At 59.8% G+C, this 25759-nt stretch carries 21 protein-coding genes; 13 read left to right on the top strand and 8 right to left on the bottom strand.

Going from position 1 to position 25759, the window contains the following annotated elements:
- The first annotated feature begins 207 nt into the window (after window positions 1-207).
- Entirely contained in the window at window positions 208-1080 is an 873-nt protein-coding gene (locus R5R33_RS01305) for a BKACE family enzyme (RefSeq protein ID WP_318954278.1), read from the top strand.
- A 141-nt stretch (window positions 1081-1221) separates the two neighbouring features.
- A complete protein-coding gene (locus R5R33_RS01300; RefSeq protein ID WP_318954277.1) occupies window positions 1222-2745 on the top strand; it encodes an alanine/glycine:cation symporter family protein in 1524 nt (507 codons plus the stop codon).
- A gap of 5 nt (window positions 2746-2750) precedes the next feature.
- Here the strand turns inward: R5R33_RS01300 and R5R33_RS01295 are convergent, their stop codons facing one another.
- From R5R33_RS01295 to R5R33_RS01285, 3 genes are read right to left on the bottom strand one after another with little or no spacing between them, the layout of a single operon-like run.
- Complete coding sequence (locus R5R33_RS01295) at window positions 2751-4757, bottom strand: acetyl/propionyl/methylcrotonyl-CoA carboxylase subunit alpha (RefSeq protein ID WP_318954276.1); 2007 nt, start codon at window positions 4755-4757, stop codon at window positions 2751-2753.
- Between the two features lie 25 nt (window positions 4758-4782).
- Window positions 4783-5943 carry an acyl-CoA dehydrogenase family protein gene (locus R5R33_RS01290; protein WP_318954275.1) on the bottom strand — a complete coding sequence of 387 codons (1161 nt, stop codon included), beginning with the start codon at window positions 5941-5943 and terminating at the stop codon, window positions 4783-4785.
- Between the two features lie 25 nt (window positions 5944-5968).
- On the bottom strand, window positions 5969-7576 hold the full coding sequence (locus R5R33_RS01285) for an acyl-CoA carboxylase subunit beta (RefSeq protein WP_318954274.1): 1608 nt from the start codon (window positions 7574-7576) through the stop codon (window positions 5969-5971).
- A gap of 287 nt (window positions 7577-7863) precedes the next feature.
- Between R5R33_RS01285 and R5R33_RS01280 the strand changes: the two genes are divergently transcribed.
- Both R5R33_RS01280 and R5R33_RS01275 read left to right on the top strand, forming a co-directional pair.
- Window positions 7864-8556 (top strand): TetR/AcrR family transcriptional regulator, encoded by a 693-nt coding sequence (locus R5R33_RS01280; protein WP_318954273.1) that lies wholly within the window; start codon window positions 7864-7866, stop codon window positions 8554-8556.
- A gap of 269 nt (window positions 8557-8825) precedes the next feature.
- Window positions 8826-11504 carry a hypothetical protein gene (locus R5R33_RS01275; protein ID WP_318954272.1) on the top strand — a complete coding sequence of 893 codons (2679 nt, stop codon included), beginning with the start codon at window positions 8826-8828 and terminating at the stop codon, window positions 11502-11504.
- Window positions 11505-11523: 19 nt separating this feature from the next.
- Here the strand turns inward: R5R33_RS01275 and yciH are convergent, their stop codons facing one another.
- Window positions 11524-11847: a stress response translation initiation inhibitor YciH gene (yciH, locus tag R5R33_RS01270; RefSeq protein ID WP_318954271.1), complete on the bottom strand. Its 324-nt coding sequence runs from the start codon at window positions 11845-11847 to the stop codon at window positions 11524-11526.
- 149 nt (window positions 11848-11996) lie between these two features.
- On the opposite strand from yciH, the gene R5R33_RS01265 reads away from it, so the two are divergent.
- The 8 genes from R5R33_RS01265 to R5R33_RS01230 all read left to right on the top strand — a co-directional run bounded on the left by R5R33_RS01265 (window position 11997) and on the right by R5R33_RS01230 (window position 18472).
- Complete coding sequence (locus R5R33_RS01265; protein ID WP_318954270.1) at window positions 11997-12830, top strand: ion transporter; 834 nt, start codon at window positions 11997-11999, stop codon at window positions 12828-12830.
- Between the two features lie 157 nt (window positions 12831-12987).
- Window positions 12988-14133, top strand: a complete 1146-nt coding sequence (locus tag R5R33_RS01260) for a serine hydrolase domain-containing protein (protein WP_318954269.1) — start codon at window positions 12988-12990, stop codon at window positions 14131-14133.
- A 30-nt stretch (window positions 14134-14163) separates the two neighbouring features.
- Window positions 14164-14391 carry a SlyX family protein gene (locus R5R33_RS01255; RefSeq protein ID WP_318954268.1) on the top strand — a complete coding sequence of 76 codons (228 nt, stop codon included), beginning with the start codon at window positions 14164-14166 and terminating at the stop codon, window positions 14389-14391.
- A 692-nt stretch (window positions 14392-15083) separates the two neighbouring features.
- On the top strand, window positions 15084-15734 hold the full coding sequence (locus R5R33_RS01250) for an OmpA family protein (protein ID WP_318954267.1): 651 nt from the start codon (window positions 15084-15086) through the stop codon (window positions 15732-15734).
- A gap of 89 nt (window positions 15735-15823) precedes the next feature.
- Window positions 15824-16363 carry a hypothetical protein gene (locus R5R33_RS01245; protein ID WP_318954266.1) on the top strand — a complete coding sequence of 180 codons (540 nt, stop codon included), beginning with the start codon at window positions 15824-15826 and terminating at the stop codon, window positions 16361-16363.
- A gap of 319 nt (window positions 16364-16682) precedes the next feature.
- Window positions 16683-17114 (top strand): hypothetical protein, encoded by a 432-nt coding sequence (locus R5R33_RS01240; RefSeq protein ID WP_318954265.1) that lies wholly within the window; start codon window positions 16683-16685, stop codon window positions 17112-17114.
- Window positions 17115-17271: 157 nt separating this feature from the next.
- A complete protein-coding gene (locus R5R33_RS01235) occupies window positions 17272-17640 on the top strand; it encodes a SpoIIAA family protein (protein ID WP_318954264.1) in 369 nt (122 codons plus the stop codon).
- 34 nt (window positions 17641-17674) lie between these two features.
- Window positions 17675-18472, top strand: coding sequence for a class I SAM-dependent methyltransferase (locus R5R33_RS01230; protein WP_318954263.1), 798 nt, complete (start codon window positions 17675-17677; stop codon window positions 18470-18472).
- Between the two features lie 21 nt (window positions 18473-18493).
- Here the strand turns inward: R5R33_RS01230 and R5R33_RS01225 are convergent, their stop codons facing one another.
- The 4 genes from R5R33_RS01225 to R5R33_RS01210 form a co-directional block, all read right to left on the bottom strand.
- A complete protein-coding gene (locus R5R33_RS01225) occupies window positions 18494-19879 on the bottom strand; it encodes an L-serine ammonia-lyase (protein ID WP_318954262.1) in 1386 nt (461 codons plus the stop codon).
- Window positions 19880-20131: 252 nt separating this feature from the next.
- Window positions 20132-21109, bottom strand: coding sequence for a tRNA 5-methoxyuridine(34)/uridine 5-oxyacetic acid(34) synthase CmoB (gene cmoB, locus R5R33_RS01220; RefSeq protein ID WP_318954261.1), 978 nt, complete (start codon window positions 21107-21109; stop codon window positions 20132-20134).
- Between the two features lie 15 nt (window positions 21110-21124).
- Window positions 21125-21865 carry a carboxy-S-adenosyl-L-methionine synthase CmoA gene (gene cmoA / locus R5R33_RS01215; protein ID WP_318954260.1) on the bottom strand — a complete coding sequence of 247 codons (741 nt, stop codon included), beginning with the start codon at window positions 21863-21865 and terminating at the stop codon, window positions 21125-21127.
- Between the two features lie 22 nt (window positions 21866-21887).
- Window positions 21888-24800: an insulinase family protein gene (locus R5R33_RS01210; RefSeq protein ID WP_318954259.1), complete on the bottom strand. Its 2913-nt coding sequence runs from the start codon at window positions 24798-24800 to the stop codon at window positions 21888-21890.
- A 253-nt stretch (window positions 24801-25053) separates the two neighbouring features.
- On the opposite strand from R5R33_RS01210, the gene R5R33_RS01205 reads away from it, so the two are divergent.
- Complete coding sequence (locus tag R5R33_RS01205) at window positions 25054-25758, top strand: DUF599 domain-containing protein (protein WP_318955761.1); 705 nt, start codon at window positions 25054-25056, stop codon at window positions 25756-25758.
- The last annotated feature ends 1 nt before the right edge of the window (window position 25759 follow it).

The raw sequence follows: 25759 nt of genomic DNA, 5'->3' as shown, positions 1-25759 counted from the left end.
ACAAGCGGCGTTACCAATGCGCATTTCTTGCTTGTTTGCGCCGCGAAAAATTGCATTTAGGTCGGTTAAGCCATAGGCTCGTGGGTGTGTTCAAAACCAAGCAATTGCTTGGTTGGGTGCGCACAGCCGAAGCGGTATCCGTTGTAATCGGCTAAGCACCAACAATTTAAAATAGCTATAAAAATTAAACTTTTCCGGGAGAGTCCAGTGTCTGCGAATGTGCCAGTTTCCGATGAAGTTTTGATTACCTGTGCGTTGACCGGGGTGCTGACCAATCCACTACAGCATCCGGTGCCGGTCACGCCTGAGCAGATGGCGGCATCGGCCCGGGAAGCGTACGACGCCGGGGCTTCGGTGATGCATGTTCACTTCCGTTCTCAGGGTGAGGGCAGGGGGCATTTGCCGAGTTGGGATCCGCAGGTGGCACTGTCCATAGCGGAAGCTATCCGCCAGTCCTGTCCCGGCGTCATTCTCAATTTCACCACCGGTACCATCGGCCGCGATCAGCAGGGCGCGCTCGATTGCTTGCGTGCCGGCCGGCCGGAGATTGCAGCGTGTAATGCGGGAAGCCTGAATTACCTCAAGGTGCGCTCGAATGGTGAGTGGGCCTGGCCACCCATGCTGTTTGAAAATACCGTGGAAAAGGTTGAAGAACTGCTGGCGGTATGCCGCGAGCTGGGGATCCGCCCGGAGTTTGAATGTTTTGATGTGGGTATCTTGCGTTCCGTCGGCATGTTTTCGGAAGTGGGCATGGTGGCAGAGCCCAATTACAACCTGGTGATGGGTGTGGCTTCCGGTATGCCGGCGGACTGTGATCTGCTGGGGATTCTGCCGCGCTATATGAAACCCGGAGCCCTGTGGCAAACCACCGTGATTGGCCGTGAGGAAATCTGGCCGGTCCACCGCAAAACCGCGGAACTGGGCGGCCACTTGCGCACCGGGATGGAAGACACTTTTTATCTCGCCGATGGCACCCGGACCTCGGGGAACGGGCAGCTGATCGAGGCGCTGGTACAGGTTGCCGAGGAGGCGGGCCGCAAGGTGGTGTCGCCGCAGCGCGCGCGAGAAATCTTCCTTTAGGTAACGGGTTAGTTTTCAGTTGTCGGGGGGACCTGGGACATTGGCGGCAAATTTCCCGTGGGCTGCTAGTCTTGGGTTATGCGTCTATTGAAATGCCAAATCTGAAAACTTTCTTCCAGATACGCGCTAGTGGAGTTGCCCATGGAAGCAATCCTGGATGTCCTTGGGTCAGTGATCGCCTGGGGGAACAATCTGACCTGGGGCGGCATCGGCGGTATCTGGTGGATGGGTATTCTTATTGCCGCCTTGCTACCCGCGGGCGTCTACTTCACCGTGCGCACCCGTTTTGTGCAGGTTCGCGGCTTCCGCCAGATGTTGCGTGTCATGTTTCACAGCTTCCACAAGGAACACGCTGACTCGGTCTCCTCGTTCCAGGCATTCGCCACCAGTGCCGCGGCACGGGTGGGCACCGGGAATATTGCCGGTGTCGCCGTGGCCATCACCGCCGGTGGCCCGGGGGCGGTGTTCTGGATGTGGGTGGTTGCGGTTCTGGGGATGGCGACCAGCCTGATCGAAAACACCCTGGCGCAGGTGTTCAAGGAGCAGGGTGAAGTCCCGGGCACCTTCCGCGGCGGGCCGGCCTACTACATCAACAAGGGGTTGGGAAAAAACTGGAAGTGGCTTTCCGTGGTGTTTTCCGTATTCCTGATTATCTGTTTTGGGTTTTTCTTTAACGCCGTGCAGGCCAATGCGATGGCGGAGGCCATACATGCGGCCTGGGGATTCAATCCGCTGTTGATCGGTGTGCTGATTTCCGTATTGGCCGCGGTCATTGTGTTTGGCGGTATCAAGTCAATTGGTCGATTCGCCGGAATTGTTGTGCCGATTATGGCGCTCGGCTATATCGCAATCGCACTGTTTGTGATCTTCGCCAATATAGCGAAGCTGCCGGAGGTATTTGGGCTGATTTTCAACAGCGCATTTGGGGTGCAGGAGGCGGGCGCGGGTGCCTTTGGGGCAGTGGTCGCCAACGGTATCAAGCGCGGCCTGTTTTCCAATGAAGCGGGTATGGGATCTTCCCCGAACGTCGGCGCCGCCGCGGATGTAAAGCATCCTGTGGTGCAGGGGTACGTGCAGATGGCGTCGGTGTTTCTCGATACCATGATGATCTGCACCGCGACCGCCGCCATCATATTACTCAGCGATGTGGAACTGAGCGGCATGGTGGAGGGGGTAACGCTGACGCAATCCGCGCTTTCCAGCCAGGTGGGTAGCTGGGGAAACAGTTTTGTGGCACTGGCGCTGCTGTTCTTTGCCTTTACCTCAATCATTGCCAACTACTACTACGCGGAAACCAATATCTTCTATCTGTGGCATACCCGCCTTTCCATTTTTTGCTACAGAGCCCTGTATATCGTGTTTATTCTGTTCGGTGCCTGGGTGGCGTCGAGCGGCAGTGAGGACCACTTCAAGTTACTTTGGGATATGGCGGATATGTCCATGGGCTTTATGGCGTCTGCCAACCTGCTAGCCATTCTGTTGCTTTCCGGGGTGGCCCTGCGGGTGTTCGCGGATTACGAGGAACAACTTCGGCAGGGAATCAGGGAGCCGGTATTTGATTCGCGCCGGCTCCATATCCCCGGTATCGAACCCGAAGTGTGGAGCGGCGGCCCCCACACCCCAGGGGAGCATGCCGATCAGGTGGTCTCCCGGAAACGCCGGTGAGCGTCTCAGCCCGCCTGTTCGATTTCGATGATCAGTTGTCCGCTGTGCACCTGATCACCGGCATACGCATTTACCCGGGTCACAATGCCGCCACCATCGGCGCGCAGCGCGTGTTCCATTTTCATGGCTTCCATCGTTGCCAATAGGGAACCGCTTTCCACGGTGGCGCCCGGCTCGATGCAGATCTGGGTGATACATCCGTCCATAGGCGCCAGGATAAGGCCGGTGCCGGAATGACTCACCGGTTGAACCGGCATATAGGTCTCATCGGTAAATGACCACAACCTTTGCTCGAACAGCATCGACAGCTGCTTGTCGCCGATGTGGAAAAGCACAGGGTGGATTACGTCATCAATACTGACGGCGAGCTCGCCGGAGGAGGAGATGGCATTCGCGATCGAAGTAAGTGTAATGGTGTGGCGTATTTCCGCTGTCAACGTCACCGTGTAGTGATGTGTTGACGTTGCACAGAGGGTCACGGCAAAGGAGTGGATGCCATCGCTCAGCCGGTATTCCCTGCTTAACGGAAGGTGCCCTGACTGCCAGTTGGCAGCACCGCTAGTGAAATGCATCGCAGGGATCCGCGCGTGGTGGAGCAGCGCACAGGCGAGGGCGTGGGCCCGGCTTACAGATTCGCTGCCTGCGACAGCGGGAGAGAATTGTTGCTCCAGAAAGCCGGTGTGGGCACTGCCTGCAGCGAAAACCGGATGGTCGATAATTTGCTTTAAGTAGGCACGATTGTTTTGCGGTCCCAACAGCTTTAACGCCTGCAGGGCGTGCGACAGTCGCCGGCGCGCCTCGTTGCGGTCCTTGCCCCAGGCCATCAACTTGCCCAGCATAGGGTCGTAATAAGGGGAAATCGTTATCCCTGTGGCAAGGGCGTGATCGAATCGGATCGCGGGTGATGTACTTCCCACCACTTGATCTTCTGCAAAACTGTGCTGCCAGTAGAGTATTTTTCCACTCTGGGGCAGGAAGTCGCGCTCCGGATCCTCGGCGTACAGGCGCACTTCGATGGCGTGGCCGTGAAGAGCAACATCATCTTGGCAGATTGGTAATGATTCTCCGCGCGCTATCGCGAGCTGCCAGGCTACCAAATCTGTCCCGGTGATGAGTTCGGTTACGCCGTGTTCGACCTGAAGGCGGGTGTTCATTTCCAGAAAATAAAATTGCCCGTCACTGTCTAACAGAAACTCCACGGTTCCGGCATTGGTGTATCCGCAGGCCTGCGCGAGGGCGGTAGCGGCCTTGCCCATGGTTTGTCGCAGTGCGGGAGTGAGGATCGGAGAGGGCGCCTCTTCGACGACCTTCTGGTGTCTGCGCTGGATGGAGCAGTCTCTTTCGCCAAGATGTATACAGTTTCCCTGCGTGTCCGCAAAAATTTGGATTTCGATATGGCGGACTTCGGACAGGGCTTTTTCCAGGATGATTTCGTCGTTGCCGAATGCGGACAGGGCTTCTTTTCGGGCCGACATTAATTGCGCGCTAAAGTCGCTTTCGTCCTGCACCACGCGCATTCCGCGCCCGCCGCCGCCGGCGGCCGCTTTCAGCATTACCGGATAGCCGATCCGCGCAGCCTGGCGCTGTAGTTCGGCGAGGTCCTGTGCGCCCTCATACCCTGGAATACAGGGAACGCCGGCGGCAAGGGCAAAGGTTTTTGCCTGGCGCTTGTTACCCATCAGCTCGATCACATCGGCAGAGGGGCCGATAAAACTCAGTCCGGCCTCCTCGCATGCCCGTGCAAACTGCGCGTTCTCGGAAAGAAATCCATAGCCTGGGTGGATGCAGTCGGCTCCGGTGCGTTGGGCGGCGTCCAGTATCTTGCCGATATCCAGATAGGATTCCTGCGGCGTGTTACCGCCAATCGGCACTGCGAGGTCCGCTGCCACTACATGGGCCGCATCTCGGTCCGCATCGCTGTAAATGGCTACCGTGCAGTACCCCTCCTGTCTGGCGGTACGCATGATTCGCAGGGCTATTTCGCCGCGGTTGGCGACCAGGAGCGTGGGCATTTGTTTTTCCTCGGGCTCTTATTGCTTATTGTTTTTTTCGCGAGGGCAGAATTCCCATCAACTTGCAGATGATGCCGAGCATCACTTCATCGGCGCCGCCACCGATGGCGGTCAGGCGCAGATCTCGGTATGCGCGATTTATCGCGGTTTCTTCCATGTACCCCATGCCGCCCCAGTATTGCAGGCACTGGTCGGGGATGGTGCGGGTCAGGCGACCAGACTTGAGTTTGGCCATGGAGGCGAGGGTGGTGACGTCTTCGCCATTGACATAGGCTTCGACGGCGCGATACGTCAATGAGCGCAGGCACTCCACTTCGGTCTGCATTTCTGCCAGGGCAAAATGTACGCTCTGGTTGTTGAGCAGCGGCGCCCCGAATGCCTGGCGTTCGCGCACATAGTCAATCGTCGAGGAAACGCAGTTTTCCAGGCCTTTCAGGGTGAGCGCCGCACCTGCCAAACGCTCTTCCTGAAATTGCAGCATCTGCAACAGGAAGCCGCTGCCTTCCTCGCCAATACGGTAGCGTTTGGGAACCCGCACGCTGTCGAAAAATACCGGTGCGGTTTCCGAGGCGCGCATCCCCATCTTGTGCAGGGCGCTGCCGACGCGAACGCCGGGTGAATTGGCCGGAATAATCAGTAGCGACTTGTTGCTGTGGGCCTTTTCCCCGCCGGTGTTTACCAGGGTGCAGAAAAAATCCGCGCGGGGGGCGTTGGTGATCCACATCTTGCTGCCATTGACGATGTAGTCGTCACCGTCGGCTACTGCCGTGGTGGTGATCGCCGAAACATCAGAGCCGGCCCCCGGTTCGGATACCGCGATCGAGGCAATGGCGTCGCCGCGGATGGCTGCACTGAGAAATTCCTCCTGCAGCACCTTGTCCGCAAAGCGGGCCAGCGCCGGTGTTGCCATGGATGTCTGTACCGAGATGGAAAGGGGCACACCGCCACAGTGGGCCGCGCCCAGCTCTTCCAGGAATATGGCTTCGTAGCTGAAGTCCAGCCCCATTCCGCCCAGCGATTCGGGTTTGCTGATCCCCAGTAGACCGAGTTCTCCGAGACGTCGGAAAACGTCCTTGATCGGGAAACTTCCGGCGGCTTCCCATTCTTCGACGTAGGGATTAAGTTCCTGCTCGACGAAGTTGCGTACGGTGCGCTGCAACTCGCGGTGCTGGTCAGTCAGTATCATGGCCGTCTTCCTGAGGGTTGTGGTGCTAGAACCTGGCTACGCCAAAGCTATTGCGCCGCAGTGTTATCTGATCCGCTTCGACACAGATGTCGAGCAGCTGTCCGAGCAGGGTGCGGGTATCGCGCGGATCGATGATGCCGTCGTCCCACAGTCGCGCGGTGCAGGACAGCGCGTCGGAGCCCGCCTCCATAAACTGGGCGGTATCCCGTTCGATCTTGTCGAGCGTAACTTCGTCCAGCCGATTGGATTGGCGCATCTTTTGTTCGGTGACAATTCGCATCACTTTGCCGGCCTGGGCGGCACCCATGACCGCGGTGCGGGAATTCGGCCAGGCGAAAATAAAGCGCGGGTCGAAACCCCGTCCGCACATCGCGTAGTTACCGGCACCGTAGGAACCGCCAATCACGATGCTCAGTTTGGGCACCTGGGCATTGGCCACAGCCTGAATCATTTTCGCACCGTGCTTGATGATGCCGTTCTGCTCCACTCTGGTGCCGACCATAAAGCCGGTAGTGTTATGCAAAAACAATAATGGAGTACCGCTCTGTTCGCACAGCTGGATAAATTGAGCGGCCTTGTTGGCGCCATTCGGGGTGATGGGTCCATTGTTGCCAATGACCCCAACAGCGTGGCCCAGGATTCGAATATGGCCGCAGTAGGTCTGCTGATCAAATTCCGGTTTGAACGCCAGCGCCGCGGAGTCGTCCGCAATCCGCGCGAGGATTTCCTCCACCCGATAGGGTTTGCGACTGTCTGCGGGTACTACCCCCATCAGCTCCTCGGCTGGATAGCGGGGCTCGCGCCAATGGGGCGACGGTTTTACAGCTTGGGTTTGCGGCAGTGCCGCCACTATTTCCCGCGCAACCCGGATGCCGTCGCGGTCATCTTCCGCCAGGTAATCCCCGGTGCCCGCCACATTGCAATGCAGTTCCGCACCGCCCAGCTCCTCTTCGGTGGCGACTTCCCCGGTCGCGGCCTTGAGCAGCGGCGGGCCGGCGAGAAACATGCCGGACTGATTGCGCACCATGATCACGTAATCGGAAAGCCCGGGCTGGTACGCACCTCCCGCGGTGGCATTGCCGTGAACGACCGTGATCTGGGGGATACCCGCTGCGGAGAGGCGGGCCTGATTGGCAAAGCCGCGGCCGCCGGGAGCGAAGGTTTCATTGGCGTACATCAGGTTGGCGCCACCGCTTTGTGCCAGGGTGATGAGCGGTAACCTGTTTTCCAGTGCGATCTGCTGTACACGCAGTGCCTTATCCATACCCGCCGGCGAAATCGTTCCACCTTTTACCGCGTAATTATCCACGCGCACCAGGCAGCGCCTTCCGCTTACCGTGCCGATTCCACAGATCGCACCGCCACCGGCGCCGGTTCCGTCACTGTCGTCGTAGAGTTTGTAGCCCGCCAGCGCACAAAGCTCGATGAACGGCGCTCCCGGGTCCAGGAGATGGCTGAGGCGTTCCCGAGGCATGAGCAAGCCCCGCTGGTGGTAGCGTTCGGCTTTGCTGCTTTCCGTATCAACGATACGTTGTTGCGCAGTCCGGTAGGCCGCGAACGCGAGCTCCATGGCACGTCGGTTGTTGTCAAATTCTTCCGTCTTTGCGTTGATTTCTGAGCAAATGGGCTGCACGGAAAGGGCCTCGATGCTGGAGTTGTCGATGCTGATGCAATTAGGGCCGGAAGCGGTCGCGTCTTTCTCGCTTTACTCGCTTCACGCCACTTGCTTGGTGCATTCAACGTTACCAAGCAAGCGCTTGGTTATCAATGGGTGGCGCGCGAACGATGTGTCGTGGCACTATCGCGAGGTACTTACAAGAAACGCTCTCGGGGGAGTGTCCGCAAGTCGCTATGCATCGATAGCTGGAATCGGGTGATCATCCGGTGAATGCGGATGCAATTGAAGAGAAAGATACTGGTGTGAATAACAGTAAACAGCAGCAGAAGGGAAGGGTGGTCCGCGGCATGGTTGGTGTTGGGCAGTTAAAATCCGCGGATGAGGCCAGATTGGTCCGCGAGCTGGTTTCCTCCGGGAGCATCAGTGATCCCAGTAGCCCGAGGGGGCGCTTGATCGGCGCGGCCGCCCGGCTGTTTCAGGACAAGGGGTTTGCCCTTACCACCGTGCGTGATATTGCCGCCGAGGTGGGTATTTTATCCGGCAGTATTTTTCATCACGTCAAAAACAAGGAGGAGCTCCTGTGCGCCATCATGCTGGAGGTAACCCGTCTGGCGAAGGCGCGGATGACCGCAGCGATTGAACAGCAGACGCATCCACGAGATCGCCTGCTCGCGTGTATCACTTGTGAGCTGGAGGCTATCCATGGCCTGGCGGTACCGGGTTTCCCGATACTGGTGACCGAGTGGCGATGCCTTTCTGCGGAGAACCAGGCGAAAGTTTTGGCCGAGCGGGAGCAGTATGAATCCATCTGGCTGCAGGAGTTGGGGCAGCGACCGCCCGACTGTGGTGTTGCGGACCCCCAGCTGGCCCGGAGGCTGCTGCTGGGCGCGCTTTCCCACACCCACAGCTGGTTCAAGCCACGCGGCCGTGGCCTGACGATGAAAATGCTTGCAGAGCAGGCACTTCTGACTGTCTGGCCAAACTCCCATCACTGAGGGTTTGCGATGCGGTACTGGCGCGCAGTGTGAATCCGGTCGCGTTTGCGGAAGGTGTGATTACCTGCACGATCGCCTGAGAACTAGTGCGCAATTAACCGGCAAGGATTCTTTTACTCTCTCGCAAATTCTGTGAACTCCCAATGTGGCCCGGGCTTGAACGCCCCGTTTGCGCTATCCACTAGAAGAACAGGCGCAATGTGCCAACTGGGTCAGTACAGGGAGTCAGGCTGGCATTGTGCCGGTGTTTTATTGGGGAGAGAGCAGACGTGGCGGGGCAGGATAAGTTTCAGATTGTGTCGGCAGGCAAAGTCCTACAGGCGAAAAAGCCGGGTGAAGTGCTTGTAGCTATCGCCAGAGCGTTTTCCATTCCCGCCGAACAGGCGCGAAAGCTGTTCGTGAAAGGCTGGGTGATCAAGGACCAGTTATCGCCTGGGCAAGTAGTGCAGTACCGCACCCAGTTGCAGCAGATCGGGCTGAAGGTTGAAGTCCATCCCGCCGGCAAATTCGATAACCGCGCCATCCTCGCGCGGATTCAGTTCGCCCGTCAGCGCAAGGCGAAGATGAATCCTGCAGCGGCGGCGACCCCGCAAGTTGCTGCCGCGCAAACCACAGGTCTAGCAACAAAAGGTCAACAGACAAGAAGCCCGCAACCGAAGCCGACGGTAGCCACAACACCGGACCGGCAAACTACGAAGGCCAGCTTCACTGCACAAGACCTGCCTGACAATCGCCACCAGGAAAATTCTCACAAGAAAAGTCACAACGAATCGGCACAGTCCCGGGAAGTGAATGCGGCATCTGGTGCACGCGCCCAACTGGAGGCGCTGTTTCATCCGGGGGAAAAGCCGGCGTTCGACGGTGCCTTTGGTCGCCTGGCCATGCTGCCGGTTATGCTCAGCGGTGCGCTGGTGCCAGCACTTTTTAGCCTGTTGCTGCTGTTCTTTTTGTATCAGGCGGGATTGGCACTGTGGGCGCTGCCTGCAGCCTTTATCGCGGGGACTTTTGGTATCTCCACCGTTGTTGGCATGCTGGTTAAGCTGTCGATACTCGGCATCGTTGCCGCGTTGGTGCTCGTTCCCTATTTCTTTCCGCAAAAATCTTCGGTAATTGGCGGGGTCGCTGGCGAGCGCCTGCGCAAGCAGGATGCTCCGGGACTGTTTCTGTTACTCGAGGTGCTGCAGCAAAAAACGGGCCTGGGGATCGCCGCCAAGCTGGCGGGCCCACGCAACCTGTCCGCGGCCAGTGCCAGCACCGGGACGCTGGTGGAAGTGGTACCGGGTGCCGAAGTGCTGGTGCAAAAAGGCGGAACCGGACAGCTGAAGCTGTCTCTGGGGCTCGCTGCAGTGGCCAGCCTGAACGGCGGCGATGTGCTGGCGCTGATCGCCAGAGCCATGTCGGGCTTTCAGGGGCGCTGGCTCAAACTGGCCACCGCGCTGGCGCTGACGCCCGCGCAGCGACTACAGCAGATGCAGGACGCCATGGAGCAGGAAGTGACCCTGGTCAGTGCCAGTGGTGAGCCGGCAAAAATGTTGCAGCCCCTGCACCGGCTGCTGGCCATGTGCGGGTTGGCACTGGCGCCAGTCGCCGAGCGTTTACTCAGATTACACCGTGCCGCCAGTGCGCCACTTGCCAGGCAGTTGGAGGCCCGCGCAGATCGCGCCGCCGCTCAGATTGTTGGCAGCGAGGTGTTCGCCGCTTTTGCCGAGCGCTGGAACCAGTTGGTGCACGCGGATCTGGTGTGCGGTGAGATCAATCGTGAAGCGCAGCTGGTTGGCAAAAGGCTCGCCAACGTGCCGCAGGCAGTGCGCTGGCTGCGCAATAATCTGGATGAGCAAACCCGCACCAGTATTGATATGGCGATGGGAGAGGTGACTGACTGCTGGAATCCATCGGAACCGGCCGGGCACGAGCGGATTGCCGCGATCGAGGGCCGCACTCTCAACCCGCTGTTGCAGCGCGGGGACTTTTCCTTGCAGAAACTGTTCGTGGATTTCGATGCTCTGTGTATCAGCGCCAGCCGCCTGGGTATCGACGACAGCTGCCGAGCGGTGGAAAATCACCTGCTGCTCACCGCCAGCCGCGAGACAGAGGAGGCCCAGCTGACTCTGACGGAGTATTTCAACCGGGTGATTCCACGGGAGTTCCTGCCAAATATCGAACCGGCCAATGTGGAGCTGGCGGAGTTGGATTTGCAGCAGACCATCGACTGGCTGCGTAACCGCCTGGTGGATCTACAGGATCTGGAGCAGCGCCTCGCGCAGCTGCAGTTGCGCGGCGCCCGTATCCAGTTGGGTGTGGCACTGGTGCGGGCCAATGTACGCATCGACCCGCGCCGTTACCACCTGGTCGGCACCACGCCTTCTGCGGCGGAGGAATCCCGCAAGGACAACCGGGTACGTATCCAGGAGTGCCAGCAACAGCGCCGGCAGATGCACGCGATGTTCTTCCAGCGTATCCGCAAAACCGTCGCGGGAATGGATGCTTCCGAGCGTTCCGCGGCTCTGGCGCTGTTGTCCCGGCTCGCCGAGTACGAGCAATTGCGCGAGCCGCTCAACGGGCTGGAGCGTTCCGGCGACCTGGCCTGTGAAATGATCGAACAGCTCTCAAGCGGCGAGCTGCCGATGGCGCTTTTGCAGAAGTATCCGCAGCTGGCGGTGCAGCAAATCCGCCAGGTGCACCAGGTTGCCGCGGGCAAAGCCGGCCTGCTGGCCGATGATCTACTGGAGAAGCTGGCCGCGTGCGGGGAAGGAGAAGTGGCCATTGCCGCGAACAACCGCTCCGGTGAACTCATCAGTCAGCTGCAGGCGCTTGAACTGCGTTGCAAGCACGCGAGCGCGGTGGTGCACGAGGGTTATCAGCTGGAGCTGGCACGCCTGTTGAGCTTGTGCCTGGCACAAGAAAAGCGCCAGCAGATCAAACCGCTGCGCCTCGCCGCGGTTATCTGAGTTTTATTGTGGCCGGGGTTCAGCCCCCGGCCAGTTTGACCTTGTAGTTTTTGGCTTCAAGCAGCGCCTTGATCTCGTCGCGCTTGTCCCCCTGGATTTCGATCACGCCATCCTTCAGCGCACCGCCACAGCCACAGCGCTTCTTCAGTTCTGCCAGCAGTAGCTTGAGTTCACTGTCGGTACCGTCCACGCCCCGCACGCAGGTCACCCCTTTACCCTTGCGGCCCTTGGTTTCCCGCTGCACGCGCACAATGCCGTCGCCCTGATGGCGCGTCTCAGCCTGCGGCTCCTCTTTGATGCGGCCGCGATCGGTGGAATAGACAAGTCGGTTTTTGTCGTTCATGGGGGTTGGTCGTACTTCGATAATTGGCGGGCAAGGATAGCGAAGCGGGGGAGCTGGATAAAGAGGGCCCATGTATACAAGGTTGAGAGAGTAGGGGCTGGTTCGGCTAGAATGTCATCGTTTGCTACCGCCAATAAGGAAACGAGGGAATGGCGCTGACAGGAACCCGCAAGTGGCTGAACGAAGTCATCTTCGGAACCGATACCCCCGCGGGTAAATATTTTGACGTTGTGCTGATCTGGACAATCCTGCTCAGTGTCGCCCTGGTGCTGCTGGCATCGGTGCAGAGCTGGTGGGTGCGTTACGGCGATATCTTCTTCGCCCTCGAATGGTTTTTTACCGCGCTGTTTACCGTGGAGTATCTGACGCGCATTTACTGCGCGCAGGATCGGCGTTCCTACATATTCAGTTTTTACGGCATTGTCGACCTGCTGGCGATCCTGCCGAGCTACCTTGCGCTGATTTACACCGGCGCCAGTTACCTGATGGTGATCCGGTTGCTGCGGGTGCTGCGCATCTTCCGGATCCTGAAACTGGTGCGTTACCTGAGCGATGCCAACCTGCTGGTGCGTTCCCTGTGGCAGGCGCGGCGGCGGATTCTGGTGTTCTACGCCAGTGTACTGGTGCTGTGTATCATCTTTGGCAGCGTGATGTTTGTTGTCGAGGGACCCAAAAACGGCTTCACCAGTATTCCCAAAAGTATCTACTGGACCATTGTCACCATCACCACGGTGGGCTTTGGCGATATCACCCCACATACGGCGTGGGGGCAGACCATCGCCTCCATGACCATGCTGATCGGTTACTCCATCATTGCCGTGCCTACCGGGATAGTCACTGCGGAGCTGGCCCATGAACTGGGGCGGGAGAAGCAGCTGGCCCGCTGCCACAACTGTGGCCGCGCCGGTCATGATGCGGACTCGGAGTACTGCAAGCACTGTGGCTACAAACTCGAGGATTTTGAACCCACCCACGGCGACTGACTGCCCGCGCCTGGCTGGCTACACCTGTACCTGGCCGCCAAAAAACGTTCCTTAACAGCCCCCCGGTGATCCGCTATCCTTGCGCCCCGTTTTACCGGCAGCACCGCGGGCGCTACCCCCGGTGTGCCTCCACCTCTCAGATACCGGACCTAGCCCTATGGATATTCAGGGATACTGCGCACCGGGCTTCGAAGCCCTGTACGACGCCTTTGCCAGCAACTTTCTCGAGCACGGGGATGTGGGGGCGTCGTTCTGTGCGGTACAGCGGGGCGAGATTATTGCCTCCCTGTGGGCCGGCAGTGCGGACCGCGATGGTACGCGGGCGTTCGAGGAGGACACCCTCGCCAACGTTTTTTCCTGCTCTAAAGGTGTGCTCGCCCTGGTAGCCCTGCAACAGGTTGCCGCGGGCAAGCTCGACCTCGACCTGCCGGTGGCCCACTATTGGCCGGAATTTGCCGCAGCGGGCAAGGGCGAAATTACCGGCCGCCAGCTGCTGTGCCACCGTTCCGGGCTGATCGCGTTTCGGGAAAGGGTCGCCGACAACCTGATCTACGATTGGGATGCCGCATTGCAGCAGGTGGCGGTCACCGAGCCCTGGTGGACACCGGGATCGCGCCAGGGCTATGCACCGTTCCTGTACGGCTGGACCCTGGGTGGCCTGATCGAAAAGGCCAGCGGCCAGTCGCTCATGTCACTGTACCGCCAGGGTGTGGCGCAACCGCTGGCACTGGACGGCGGCTTCGGAGCGGTGGGCCACCGCTCCGCGAGCATTGCCGATGTGGGCCCGCTGAAAAAGCCGCTACCTGAACTGCGTGACAACGCCATCGGCCGCTCCATTAAGGAGGACCGCCAGGGCCCGGTGGCCACGGCATTTACCAATCCCGTCACCCTGATGATGGGCACTAACGGTGATCAGTGGCGCGGTGCGCTAATCCCGGCCGCCAACGGGCACTTCAGCGCGCGGGACCTGGCGACTATCTATGGCGACCTGGCGAGCGAGGAGCCGACGCTGCTGCCGGCAGACGTGCTGCGGGCCTCTACCGCGGAGCAGAGCCGCGGTCAGGACGCGATCCTGCAGGCCGAGGTGGCCTTTGCCTGTGGCTTTATCAAATCTGCCGAGGCGCAGGATCTGTACTTCGGCAGCCCCGCAGGTTTCGGGCACCCCGGTGCCGGCGGCAGCATCGGATTTGCCGATCCGCAGCAGGAGTTGGGTTTCGGTTATGTCACGTCGCGTATGGGGCAGAGCCTGTTTATGGACCAGCGTGCGGTGGGGCTGATGCAATGCCTCTACCGTTTGCTGTAAATGCCGAATGATCGGAAAGAGATAGCGAGCATGAGCGAAGAAATAGCGCGCCTCAATGCGAGGGTGGACGAACTGGAAACCCGGCTGGCATTCCAGGAGGATACCCTGACCCAGCTCAATGATGTGATCGCCGCACAGGATGCGCAGCTGCGCGCGCTGGTGGGGCGGTTTTCGGATATGGCTGAAAAGTACCAGGACCTCAGCTATGAGATGCAAAAGGGACTGAAGCCGGGCGAGGAAAAACCGCCTCATTATTGAGCAGTGGCTTGTACCTCTCCCCACCGTTATCCGCCATTTCACCCAAAGGTGGCGGGCAGATTGCCGGTCACCATTACGCCCGCCATCACCAGATTGTCACCCCGGGTGGGTATCCTTGCCACGCAGCGCGTTTTTCCACGTGAGTTTCTGGAAATTCTCAAAATTCACGTTCTTATCTCCCAGTCAAGCCTTGACAAGTTTTTTTCCACATGTGGGTACAGCCTGTGGGTAGCCGTGTATCCAGCTGCCAAGTTGGTACGGAAAAAGTCGAATCTATCGTAAAGTACTGATTTTTAAGGGGTAAAAGCGTGGGGCCAAAAAGTGCGCAAATCGCTGGGGGCGAGAGACGGCGCCGGTCAGGGTCTACTTTTGCCGCTTCATGCACAGAGTTATCCACAGATCCTGTGGAAGAACCCATTACGCGAAATTACACGAAAATTACCGGCCGACCGGATTAACCGCCGCCGATTGTTTCCCGGGGAAACGAAAACCATGTTTGTGAGCGACGGGGCGGAATGGAATCTCGAAGACGTCAAATTTGAGATCTGTGCAGTAGACCTAAAGGGACTTTGCGCATAGTCTTCGTGCCCAAGGCGAATGTGGTTCAGCTTCCAGTCAGATAACCGAAGCGATACTGCATCCAACAGCCGTATTCTCACCCGAGATCAGTAAAAGCGTTAGGAGAAGCTTAAATGAAAAAATGGGTAGCAATTCTTGCCCTGGGTTCACTGGTAGGTTGTACCACTCTGGATCCTTACACTCAGGAAAGTAAAACCAGCAATGCCGCCAAAGGCGCAGGTGCTGGTGCGGTAGCCGGTGCCATCATTGGTGCAGCCACTGCCAGCAAGAGCGATCGCAAGAAAGGCGCTATCACCGGTGCCCTCGGTGGCGCAGCCATCGGCGGCGGTGTCGGTTACTACATGGATCGCCAGGAAATGGCACTGCGCCAGAAGCTGGAAGGCACTGGTGTACGTGTTCAGCGTGAAGGCGACAATATCCGCCTGATCATGCCGGGTAACATCACCTTCCCGACCAGTGGCTACGACATCCGCACCGATTTCTACGACACTCTGGATTCCGTGGTTCTGGTACTGAACGAGTTCGACAAGACCGCAATCCGCGTCAGTGGCCACACCGACAGCACTGGTTCTGACGTAACCAACCAGACCCTGAGCGAGCGTCGCGCCCAGTCCGTTGCCAACTTCTTCAGCACCCGCGGTGTCGCCGCCGGTCGCGTGCAGGCCGTTGGCTATGGCGAGCGCTACCCGATCGCGAGCAACGACAACGACGCTGGCCGCCAGGCCAACCGTCGCGTGGAACTGGAACTGCTCCCGCTGCAGTAACAGAGACAAAAGAGGGCGCTTCGGCGCCCTTTTTTATTGTTGATTTTTGCGTCAGGGAAGACGAAAGAGATCGAGAAGAGGGACGCGCGTTGAACGATCCAGTCAGAAATTCACTCACCTGCGCAGCGCGCGGGTCCACCTTTCTGGCGGTTGCGATGATCGCCACCGGCTGTGTCGGCGAGCGTATTTCCGACGCCGCGCTGCAAACGGGCAATCCCGAAGTCCGCGCCGCCGCGATCGAAGCACCGCAGGACAGCGGCGACACCCTGGCGCTGGATGAAGCCCTGTCCCTGCGAATTGCCGAGGCCGAGCTGGTGGCGAAAGTCCGCATCACCGGTGTGCACCGGATGATCGACCATGCTCTGTCAGAGCCGGGGATGATGGCGATACTCGGCTATGTCTATTCCGGCGTGGCGGAAAAAGTGTGGAAGGGGGAGTCCGCCAGGCTGCTGGCGTTCCGGCTGACCCTGGATGCCTGTGATGAAAAGCTCCACCAGGGTGAGCAGTACCTGATTTTTGCGCAAACCGATGCCGAGGGGCGCTTGCAACTGGCGAGCTGTGAGGCGGCGGTTGCCGGTGCCGAGGCGGGCAATTTGCTGGTGCAGCTGGATCGCTACGGGCAGGGGTAATGCTGCAATCTGCGCGGCCCAGCCCACAGCCCGCACAAGGGATCCCGGTTTCGGATAGATCAGTCCCAAATAACCCCATAGCGCTTAATAGCAATTAATACTTATTTCCGGGAACAATGTTCCTTGAAGTGCAGCAATTGAAGATTATTCTTACCAGTATTGGCGTCGACTTCTTCCGCTATCGCGTATTCTGCGAATTCCGTTGTGGCGCCGATCGGTAACGACAGGGCAAAGTGGTATCGCGTTATTCGACGCAAAGGGTATGTGTTTGCCCAACTCGTTCTGAATCCTGCACAACCGACCAGGGGTCATTGGGTATATGAAAAGACTACTGCTACCACTGATTATTCTGCTGCTGATCATCGGCTATTTCATGGCGAAGAAATCGGACCACACCGTAGACGGCGACTACGACAAACTGGAAAAGCCCCCGGCTGAAAGCACCACACCGATGCCGGACTCCTCAACGCCGCCGACAATGGATACCGAGCCCACCATGCCACAGGATGATGACGATGTGGCGCCCATCACCGACGAACCGCAGACTTCCGACAGTTTGAGAAACGAAGCCGAGAAAGCGGGAGAAGTAATCAAAGATGCTGCGGAAGATACCGGTGACGTCATCAAGGGTGCCGCCGAGGATGCCGGTGAAGCGATCAAGGATGCTGGTGAAGCGACCAAAGACGCCGCCGAAGACGCCATGGACAAGCTCCGCGGTGAAGACAAAACCGAGGAGGAGCCCCAGCAGTAAACGCGAAATCCTCTCCGTGGCCGGCGCGATAAATGTGTAGCGGGCCGCAACCACTGCTGAAAATCGAAAAGGCCGCGATTTGCTCGCGGCCTTTTTCTTTCCGCGCCCGCCATTCTTTTCTAGGCTTGAGGGAGTAGTAACGAAATCCTGAGCGCCGATGATCGAGCACAGCTGGCATCACGACCACGATATTCTGGAAATACGACCGGTCGCGGAATTGAAACCCGCCGAGTTTCGTGCACTTGCTGCGCAGGTGGATCCGGTTATCTGCCAGCACGGTTACCTGCAGGGCATGCTGATCGACGCGCGCCACGTTCACGGCTGGCAGAATTTCGCTGCACTGGTTTCACACTGCGTTTTTACCCGCAACCAGCATCGCCACCTGCACCGCATCGCGGTGCTCTCCGACAGCACTCTGCTCGGTTTTATGCCGCAGATCCTGAACCATTTTGTCGCCGCAGAAGTGCGTCCGTTTCCCGCAAAAGACAGCGAATTCGCGCTGGAATGGCTGCTCCATCCCGGTTAAATTCCCCGCTTTGAGCGAAGGAAGAGCCCATATCATGCAGTTGGCTATCACCGCCGCGGAGCAGCTTTATCTTGAACAGGCCGAGGCACTGGCGGCGCAGTTACAGCTGCCGTTTCTCGGGCAGGTGGATGAAAAGACCATTGAAGACCGGCCTTTCGTGCTGAGTTGTGGAGACAGCCTGCAGCTGTGCGCTACCGGTCGCAAGGCGCCGGGTCCGATTGCGGTCGACTTTGTCAGCGGCGCCGCCGCACACCGGCGCAAATTCGGTGGTGGCAAGGGGCAACAGATTGCCAAGGCGGTCGGGGTGCGCAGCGGGTTTTATCCGCAGGTGGTGGATGCCACCGCGGGTCTCGGCCGCGATGCATTTGTGTTGGCCTCTGTGGGGTGCGAGGTGCGAATGCTCGAGCGCAACCCGGTGGTACATGCCCTGTTGGCCGACGGCGTCAGGCGGCTGCGCGAGGCGGCAGAGCGGGATCTGGAGCTGGCGCCCATTGCCGAGCGCATGCTGCTGGAACCCCGGGTGGAGAGTGCAGCGGCCTGGCTGCAGGCGCAGCCTGCGGAGTCCATTCCGGTGGTTTACCTCGACCCGATGTTTCCCAGCCGTGAGAAAAGTGCCAAGGTGAAAAAGGACATGGCCGCGTTTCACGAAATCGTGGGTTGCGACGAAGATGCGGATGCACTGTTGGCGCCGGCCTACGCCGCCTGTTATTACCGCACCGTGGTGAAACGGCCGCGGCTCGCGCCGGATCTGAACGGCGAAAAGCCGAATCTGCGGTTTGAGGGGAAGTCTGGCCGTTTTGACCTCTATACCCGGCACGGGGTGCCGGGTTGAGGTAATGGCAGAGGAGGTCTTTTAACAGTTGACCTCGTTTACCGCGAGGCCGCCGAGCGAGGTTTCCTTGTACTTGCTCTGCATGTCGATGCCGGTCTGGCGCATGGTTTCGATCACGCTGTCGAGCGGCACGATGTGCGCGCCGTCGCCGCGCAGGGCGAGACGTGCGGCGTTGATCGCCTTTACGGCGCCCATGGTGTTGCGCTCGATACAGGGTACCTGTACCAGTCCGCCGATAGGATCGCAGGTCAGGCCCAGGTTGTGCTCCATGCCGATCTCCGCGGCATTTTCGATCTGCTGATTGGTGCCGCCCTGGACGGACGCGAGGCCGGCGGAGGCCATCGAGCAGGCGACACCGATTTCACCCTGGCAGCCTACTTCCGCCGCGGAAATGGAGGCGTTTTTCTTGAACAGCATGCCGACCGCACCTGCGGTGAGCATGAACTCCACCACCTGATCTTTCAGGTCCCCGTGTTTTTCCGGTTCGTGCACAAACTGCACGTAATACGCAATGGTCGCCGGAATCACACCGGCGGCGCCGTTGGTGGGGGCGGTGACAATACGACCGCGCGCTGCGTTTTCCTCGTTCACGGCGAGTGCGAACAGGCTCACCCAGTCGAGGATGGAAAGTCCCTGACGGCGTTCTTCGTCGGTCTGTTTGGACAGTTCGCGATAGTGTTCCGCCGCACGCCGGCGCACGCCGAGGCCGCCGGGCAATATGCCTTTCTGGTGGCAGCCGCGCTGGATGGAGGCATCCATCACTTCCCAGATGCGCCACAGGCCGTCCTTCACTTCCTGCTCGCTGCGGAACGCCTTCTCGTTTTCCATCGCCAGCTCGGCAATGCTCCAGCCGTGGCGTTCACAGATCTCCATCATTTCGTGAGCGGAGCTGAAGTCGTAGGGCAGCAGGGTGGCAATCTGGTCCTTGTGCTGGAAATCCTCTTCCGACAGTACAAAGCCGCCGCCGATGGAAAAATAGCTGCGCTGGAACAGCAACTCACCGCCGGCGAACGCCTTGCAGGTCATACCGTTGGAGTGCTGGGGCAGGAAGACTTCCTTGTGGAATTGCAGGTCGCGCGCCTTTTCAAAGTGAATCGCGCGGGTACCGTTCAGGATCAGCTGCTGATGTTCGTCGATGGCCGCCAAGCGGGCGTCGATGCGGTCCACATCGATGGTGTCGGGGGCTTCGCCTTCGAGTCCCATCAGTACGGCCATGTCCGTGCCGTGGCCGATGCCGGTCAATGCCAGGGAGCCGTACAGATGTACTTCGACGCGCTCGGTTTTTACCAGCTCATTGCGCGCTTCCAGATCGCAGACAAACTGCTTTGCCGCCACCATGGGGCCGACGGTGTGGGAGCTGGAAGGGCCCACGCCAATTTTGAACAGTTCAAAAACACTGATACTCATGTGTTCGGGGTGTCTCTCGTCGCGTGCCGGAAATATGCGCCGGCGAATATGTAAGTGTAGTTATCGGGCCGGTAGGCCTATGGCAAACGGCGTACACGTTCGCTGAAGCCCCGGCACGGCGCAATACGGGGTGAGGAATTCAATACTTTATTTGGCCGGCGGGGGGAGGGCGTGCAACAAATGGCTAATTTGTCGCACGCAGCCGCATGGAATTTTGTGAATATGGCGGGAAAGTTGGTCTAGTGGTGCAGATCAGGGAGCCGTTGCAGTGAGTGTCGCCCGCAGCGGTGCGGGATGCCCCTCGACGGTCCTGCGGTGATCCCCGGGATCGAGGAAATCGGCCAGGGATTCGAAACGCATCCAGTCGGTACTGCGCTGCTCCTCGAGGCTGGTGCGATCCAGATCGACGGTGCGCACATCCACAAAACCGGTTTTGCGCAACCAGCTTTCCAGCGTCGCAGTACTGGGGAAGAAAAACACATTGCGCATTTTTGCGTAGCGATCTTCCGGCACCAGGCAGTCGCCAAGCTTCCCTTCAATCACCAGAGTTTCCAGCAGCAGCTGTCCCCCCGGGCGCAGGGTTTCCCTGAGTTCGCGCAAATGGTCGAGTGGCGAGCGGCGGTGGTACAGCACCCCCATGGACAGGGTGGTGTCGAAGGCCTGCAGGTTTGCGGGCAGGGCTTCGATACCGACGGGCAACACGTCCACCGGCTTGTCCAGCCCCAGATATTTTTTCAGCGCGTAAAACTGCGCGACGAATTTGGCGGAGGGGTCGATGCCGATGACCCGCCGCGCGCCGGCGCCATACTGCCGCCAGCAGTGGTAACCGCTGCCGCAGCCCACATCCAGCACCAGGCGATCGTTCAGGTCGTCGAGATGTGGGGCGACGCGGTCCCACTTCCAGTCCGAACGCCACTCGGTGTCGATAAAAATATCAAACAGGGTCCAGGGGCCCTTGCGCCAGGGGTGCAGTTTGCGCAGCTGGGCTTCCAGTTGCAGCCGCTGCTCGCCGGTGGCATCGGCGCCACTGCCGATACGTACCTCGGAGGCAATTTCCAGGGAGGAGGGCGCAATGTCCGGCAGTGCCTGTAGCACCGCCTGCCAGTCCGGCAGATCGCCCCAGCGCGCGGGGCTCAAGCCCTCGGCGATCTGTTGCGGCAGGGTGGCAAGCCAGGGGCGCAGGGCGGGAATATGCTGCAGGCCGGCGTAGAGCTGGGTGTAGTCGATCATGAAACTGAAAAACCGTCAGCCGTCGCGTTGCTTGATGGCAATCAGCGAGGCGAAGTTGAAACACTGGAACCATACGTCGACGCTGTTGAACCCGACATTTTTCAGGCGGGTGCGGTGGTCGTACAGGGTTTCCGGGATCAGCACGTTTTCCAGGGCGCTGCGTTTCTGCGCGATTTCCAGCGCACTGTAGCCGTTGGCAGCCTTGAACGAGTGGTGAAGGTCAATCATCAGCTCGTGGTGATCGGCATCGGAGAAGGCGACTTTTTCCGACAGGATCAGCACGCCGCCCGGGCGCAGGCCGTCGTAGATTTTTTGCAGGATCGCCTCGCGCTCACTGGTGGGAATGAACTGCAGGGTGAAGTTCAGTACCACCACCGAGGCGTTTTCGATGGCCACATTCTGCAGGTCGTCGCACACCAGCTGCACCGGGATCTGGCCGCTGTCCGCCGCCAGTACCGTGCGCGCGCGCTCGATCATCGCGGGGGAATTGTCCACCGCGATGATTTCGCAATCCGCCGCCGGAATCCGGTGGCGCATGGCGAGAGTGGCCGCGCACAGGGAACTGCCAAGGTCGTAACAGCGGCTGCCGGCCTGGGCGTAGCGCTCGGCGAGGGTGCCGATCATGGCCACGATGGTGGTGTAGCCCGGCACCGAACGCTGGATCATGTCCGGAAAAACTTCCACCACGGACTGGTCGAAACTGAAACCGGCGACCTGCCCCAGAGGTTTCGCAAAAATATCGTCTTTCTTGCTCACAGGGTAACGCTCATGAACTCGATCAAAGCTTCTCTTCGTGCAGATCCAGCGCCAGCCCCGCTTCGCGGCCCTGGCTGCCGGTTACCACCGCAGTGCTGGCTTTCTCCGGTTGCAGGTAGGTTCTGCCGACCCGCTGCAGGTCTTGCAGAGTGACCTCGGTAACCTTGCGACGGAACGCCTGGCGCACGGCGTGGGTGCGGCCATACAGGTTGGAGTGGAACGCCTTCTTGGCTTCACCGGCAGGGGAGCCGGGTTTGTCCATGCCGCCCACCACTCCGAGGATGGCTTCTTCGACTTGTGAATCTTCGTGGGATTCATTCAGCAGCCAATCGACCGACGCATCGAAGTCCTTCAGGGTTTCCGCCATGCGCGGATCGCGGTAGGAGTAGAAACGGAAGGCGCCGATGTTTACATCGTGGCTGGCGCCGCCGCCGTAGGCACCGCCCTGTTCGCGGATGGTGCGGTGCAGGTAACCATTGCGCAGGAAACCGCCCAGCACTGCCAGAGCCGGGGCGTCTGCGTGGGACATGGGCACGGTGGGGTAGGCCTTGGCACAGAAGTTTACCTGGCTGTTGGCAACCCAGACTTCTTGGACCTTGTGCGGGCTGAACGGCGCATTCTCTTCGGCACCGTTGTCGGTGCCGCTGTTTGCCAGCGGGCTTAGGGCGTCGGTAAAGCCTGCGAGCTTGTCATCCTCGCCAATCAACAGAAACTGGCGCTTGGCGCCGGCGATCTTCTGGTGAATTGCGCTGAATTTGCCAGCCAGGGTTTCCAGTCCTGCGCTGGAGTCCAGGGATTTCACCAGCGCCTTGAGCTGGCGCAGACCGAGCAGGCCACCAGACTCGTGGCCGTCCGCCGCAGCGCGGTTGAAACCGGCACTGGCGGCCGCCATGGCGAGGGCGTGGCCATTGCCCACCACAGACTGCTCGCGACGGGCGAGGGTCTGCAGCAGCAGTTCCTTGATGCGCGGCAGCTCGTCGAAACGCACCTGCTCGATGGTGGCCTGCATCAGTTCGGTGAGTGCGGCCTGGTTCGCCGCCAGCGCCTTGCCGGACAGAATGAAGTGGCCGGACTGACTGTCGAGATTGTCGAGGGCGGTGCGGTGGCTGGTGAAACCGTGCAGGGAGCCCGCCACGGCGGCCTGCCACTGCTGTACCTCGAGGTAGCTCTTGTCGCCGAGTCCCAGCTCACTCAGGGCCTGGCAGTAATAGGGCAGCAGGATGCGCTCCTCGTCGGTGAATTCCGGCAGGGTGGCAACCAGCTGCTGGTACACCAGGCCATTGGTGCCGGCACTGTAGCGGCTGACCTTGGCGCCATTCAGCTGCAGCTCTTCGCCCTCGACCTTCGGCAGCTCCGGCGGGATATCTTCCACGCCTACCTTGGGCAGGATGGATTCATCGTCCTTGCGCTGCTGGCGCTCGGCCAGCGCCTTGGCGGTCTGGATGATCTGCTGTTTTTCACCGTCGTCGAGGCCGGCCTTGATCTGCGCCAGGCGGGCTTTTTCGGCCAGTTCGGCGCGGCCCGCCATGTCCGGATCCGGCGACAGCACCAGGCGCACCCGGTGCTGGTTTTCCAGCAGCAGCTTGCGCGCGGCATCGGCGATGAATTTTGGATCCTTGATCTGCTCGCGCAGTTTTTCCAGGGTCGCGTCGATATTGAGTAGGCCGATGGCGTCGCCGCGGTGGGTGGCACCGGTCAGCGCGGTGAGAATCAGCTGCAGGCCGTAGGGGTAGCCGTCGCCGCCGATCTCGCGCTGTTGCAGCTCGAGCTGATGCAGGGCCGCGGCGACCTGCTCGTAGGGCACGCCGTTTTCCGCCACATCTTCGAGCACCTTGAGTACCTGCTGCTCCAGCTCGTCGGCGCGCTCGCGCTCGCTGCCCTCGATGCCGCACACGAATACCAGTTCGCGCTGGGAGTCGTCGAGGCCGCAGAGGGGGGAGGGCGCCTGGCCGAGTTCGGTGGTTTCCAGCAGGTGCATCAGTGGCGAGGCGCTGTTGTCCAGCAGCACCCCCGCAAGCAGGTGCGCGGTCAGCGCCTCTTCCAGATCGGTCACATCACCGAGCAGCCAGCCGAGCACGATGTGGGTTTTTTCTTCGAGGCCTTCCTCGCCGGAAAGCGGGAATTTTTCTTCCACCCGCACCGGTGCCATGTACAGCTTCTCCCGGCCCACTTCGATGGTTTTGTGGAGTTGGTCGAATTTATGCAGGGCTTTTTCTTCAAATACCGCCTGGTGTTCCGCTGCCTCAATATTGCCGAAGGTCATGAAGATGGCGTTGCTCGGGTGGTAGTGGGTGCGATAGAAGTTCACCAGCTCTTCATAGCTGAGGTCCGGGATGTCCGCAGGCTCGCCACCGGAATTGAAGTGGTAGGTGGTGGTGGGAAAGAGGTACTTGCTCAGCTTCTGCCACAGCTGGGAGGTCACCGAGCTCATGGCGCCCTTCATTTCATTGAACACCACACCCTTGAACACCAGATCGCTGTCGGGGTTTTCGGTTTCTGCGAACTCCAGGCGGTGACCTTCCTGGGCGAAGTCCAGCGGGTCCAGGCGCGCGAAGAACACCGCGTCCAGGTACACATCCAGCAGGTTGTCGAAATCCTTGCGGTTCTGGCTGGCAAACGGGTACGCCGTCCAGTCGGAACTGGTGAAGGCGTTCATAAAGGTGTTCAGGGAGCGCCGTATCATCATGAAGAACGGATCGCGCACCGGGTACTTGTCACTGCCGCACAGTGCCGTGTGCTCGAGAATATGCGCGACGCCGGTGGAATCTTCCGGTACCGTGCGCAGCGCCACCAGGAACACGTTTTCCGGGTTGTCCGCGGCAATGTGCAGGTGCTGGGCGCCGGTGCGGCGGTGACGGTACTCTTCCACGCGGACACCGAGGGATTCGATCTCGGCACTGGTAATCGGCTCGAATGCGGGGTGTACGTTGCTCAAATGACGGCTCCATTGGGTAAATTGCGGTTGCCGGTGGCACCGGGAGAACCGGCGCTGGCAAAAACGGCGGCCATTTTAGCGCTCCGGGGCGGCGAAATGACAGGGTTGACAGGAGGGAGTTGACTCCTGCGCCGCCGGTGCGAAACTTCCGGCTTTAATATTCAGGTAGTGGTGAAACTGTCACGCTTCAGATTTCACCGCTACCGCAATGACGCCATAAATGTAGTTGATAGGGGGAAGCGCGTTGAACTGGATGGACTATGCAAGCCTGGCGGGGTTCTGCCTGACGTGGGCAGGCTACACCTTATTTGCCCGTAAAAAGGCAAAAACCGCCTGGTGCCTGGCGTCGTCCATGCAGTGGTATCGCGTCGAGTGGATGCTGCGCATGCTGGAGCGCGACATGCGCATGCCTGACGCAGCCATTCTCGGCAACCTGGAGCGGGTCATCGGTTTCTTCGCCTCCACCAGTATTCTGATCCTCGCCGGTCTGGTGACCGCCTTGTCCGCCAACAGCGCTGCGGTGGAGGTGCTCAGTAGCCTGCCGTTCGCCCAGACCACCACGGTGCAGCAGTTTGAGCTGAAAGTGCTGGTGCTGATCATGATCTACATCTTCGCCTTCTTCAATTTCACCTGGTCCCTGCGCCAGTACTCGTTTGCCAACGTTCTGCTCGGGGCGGCACCGCTGGCTGAGGAGGGCGAAGTCACCCGTGAGGAGCGTCGCCGCTACGCCATCAGTGCCGCCAAGGTGATTGACCAGGCGGGGCACAGCTACAACTACGGGCTGCGCTGTTACTACTTCTCGATGGCGGTGATGGGATGGTTTGTGCATCCGGTGCTGTTTATCGCCGGCTTCGTGACGGTGGTGTGGGTACTGTACATGCGCGAATTCCACTCCAGAACCCTGCAGGCGATTCTCGCCGCCGAGGGGCGCGCCCTGGACCAGCAGCGGGATAAATAAT

Source organism: Microbulbifer pacificus, assembly GCF_033723955.1.
GTDB classification, from domain to species: domain Bacteria; phylum Pseudomonadota; class Gammaproteobacteria; order Pseudomonadales; family Cellvibrionaceae; genus Microbulbifer; species Microbulbifer pacificus.
The sequence above is the reverse complement of the archived record's forward strand: the minus strand, read 5'-3'. Positions and strand labels throughout refer to the sequence as shown.

Coding starts and splice junctions, on each gene's coding strand:
- R5R33_RS01235 (WP_318954264.1), top strand. CDS start 17,272: ATGATCGAGCACAGCTGGCATCACGACCACGATATTCTGGAAATACGA.
- R5R33_RS01265 (WP_318954270.1), top strand. CDS start 11,997: ATGGCGCTGACAGGAACCCGCAAGTGGCTGAACGAAGTCATCTTCGGA.
- R5R33_RS01205 (WP_318955761.1), top strand. CDS start 25,054: ATGGACTATGCAAGCCTGGCGGGGTTCTGCCTGACGTGGGCAGGCTAC.
- R5R33_RS01295 (WP_318954276.1), bottom strand. CDS start 4,757: ATGCCCACGCTCCTGGTCGCCAACCGCGGCGAAATAGCCCTGCGAATC.
- R5R33_RS01225 (WP_318954262.1), bottom strand. CDS start 19,879: ATGAGTATCAGTGTTTTTGAACTGTTCAAAATTGGCGTGGGCCCTTCC.
- R5R33_RS01230 (WP_318954263.1), top strand. CDS start 17,675: ATGCAGTTGGCTATCACCGCCGCGGAGCAGCTTTATCTTGAACAGGCC.
- R5R33_RS01255 (WP_318954268.1), top strand. CDS start 14,164: ATGAGCGAAGAAATAGCGCGCCTCAATGCGAGGGTGGACGAACTGGAA.
- R5R33_RS01290 (WP_318954275.1), bottom strand. CDS start 5,943: ATGATACTGACTGACCAGCACCGCGAGTTGCAGCGCACCGTACGCAAC.
- R5R33_RS01260 (WP_318954269.1), top strand. CDS start 12,988: ATGGATATTCAGGGATACTGCGCACCGGGCTTCGAAGCCCTGTACGAC.
- yciH (WP_318954271.1), bottom strand. CDS start 11,847: ATGAACGACAAAAACCGACTTGTCTATTCCACCGATCGCGGCCGCATC.
- R5R33_RS01300 (WP_318954277.1), top strand. CDS start 1,222: ATGGAAGCAATCCTGGATGTCCTTGGGTCAGTGATCGCCTGGGGGAAC.
- R5R33_RS01240 (WP_318954265.1), top strand. CDS start 16,683: ATGAAAAGACTACTGCTACCACTGATTATTCTGCTGCTGATCATCGGC.
- R5R33_RS01250 (WP_318954267.1), top strand. CDS start 15,084: ATGAAAAAATGGGTAGCAATTCTTGCCCTGGGTTCACTGGTAGGTTGT.
- cmoB (WP_318954261.1), bottom strand. CDS start 21,109: ATGATCGACTACACCCAGCTCTACGCCGGCCTGCAGCATATTCCCGCC.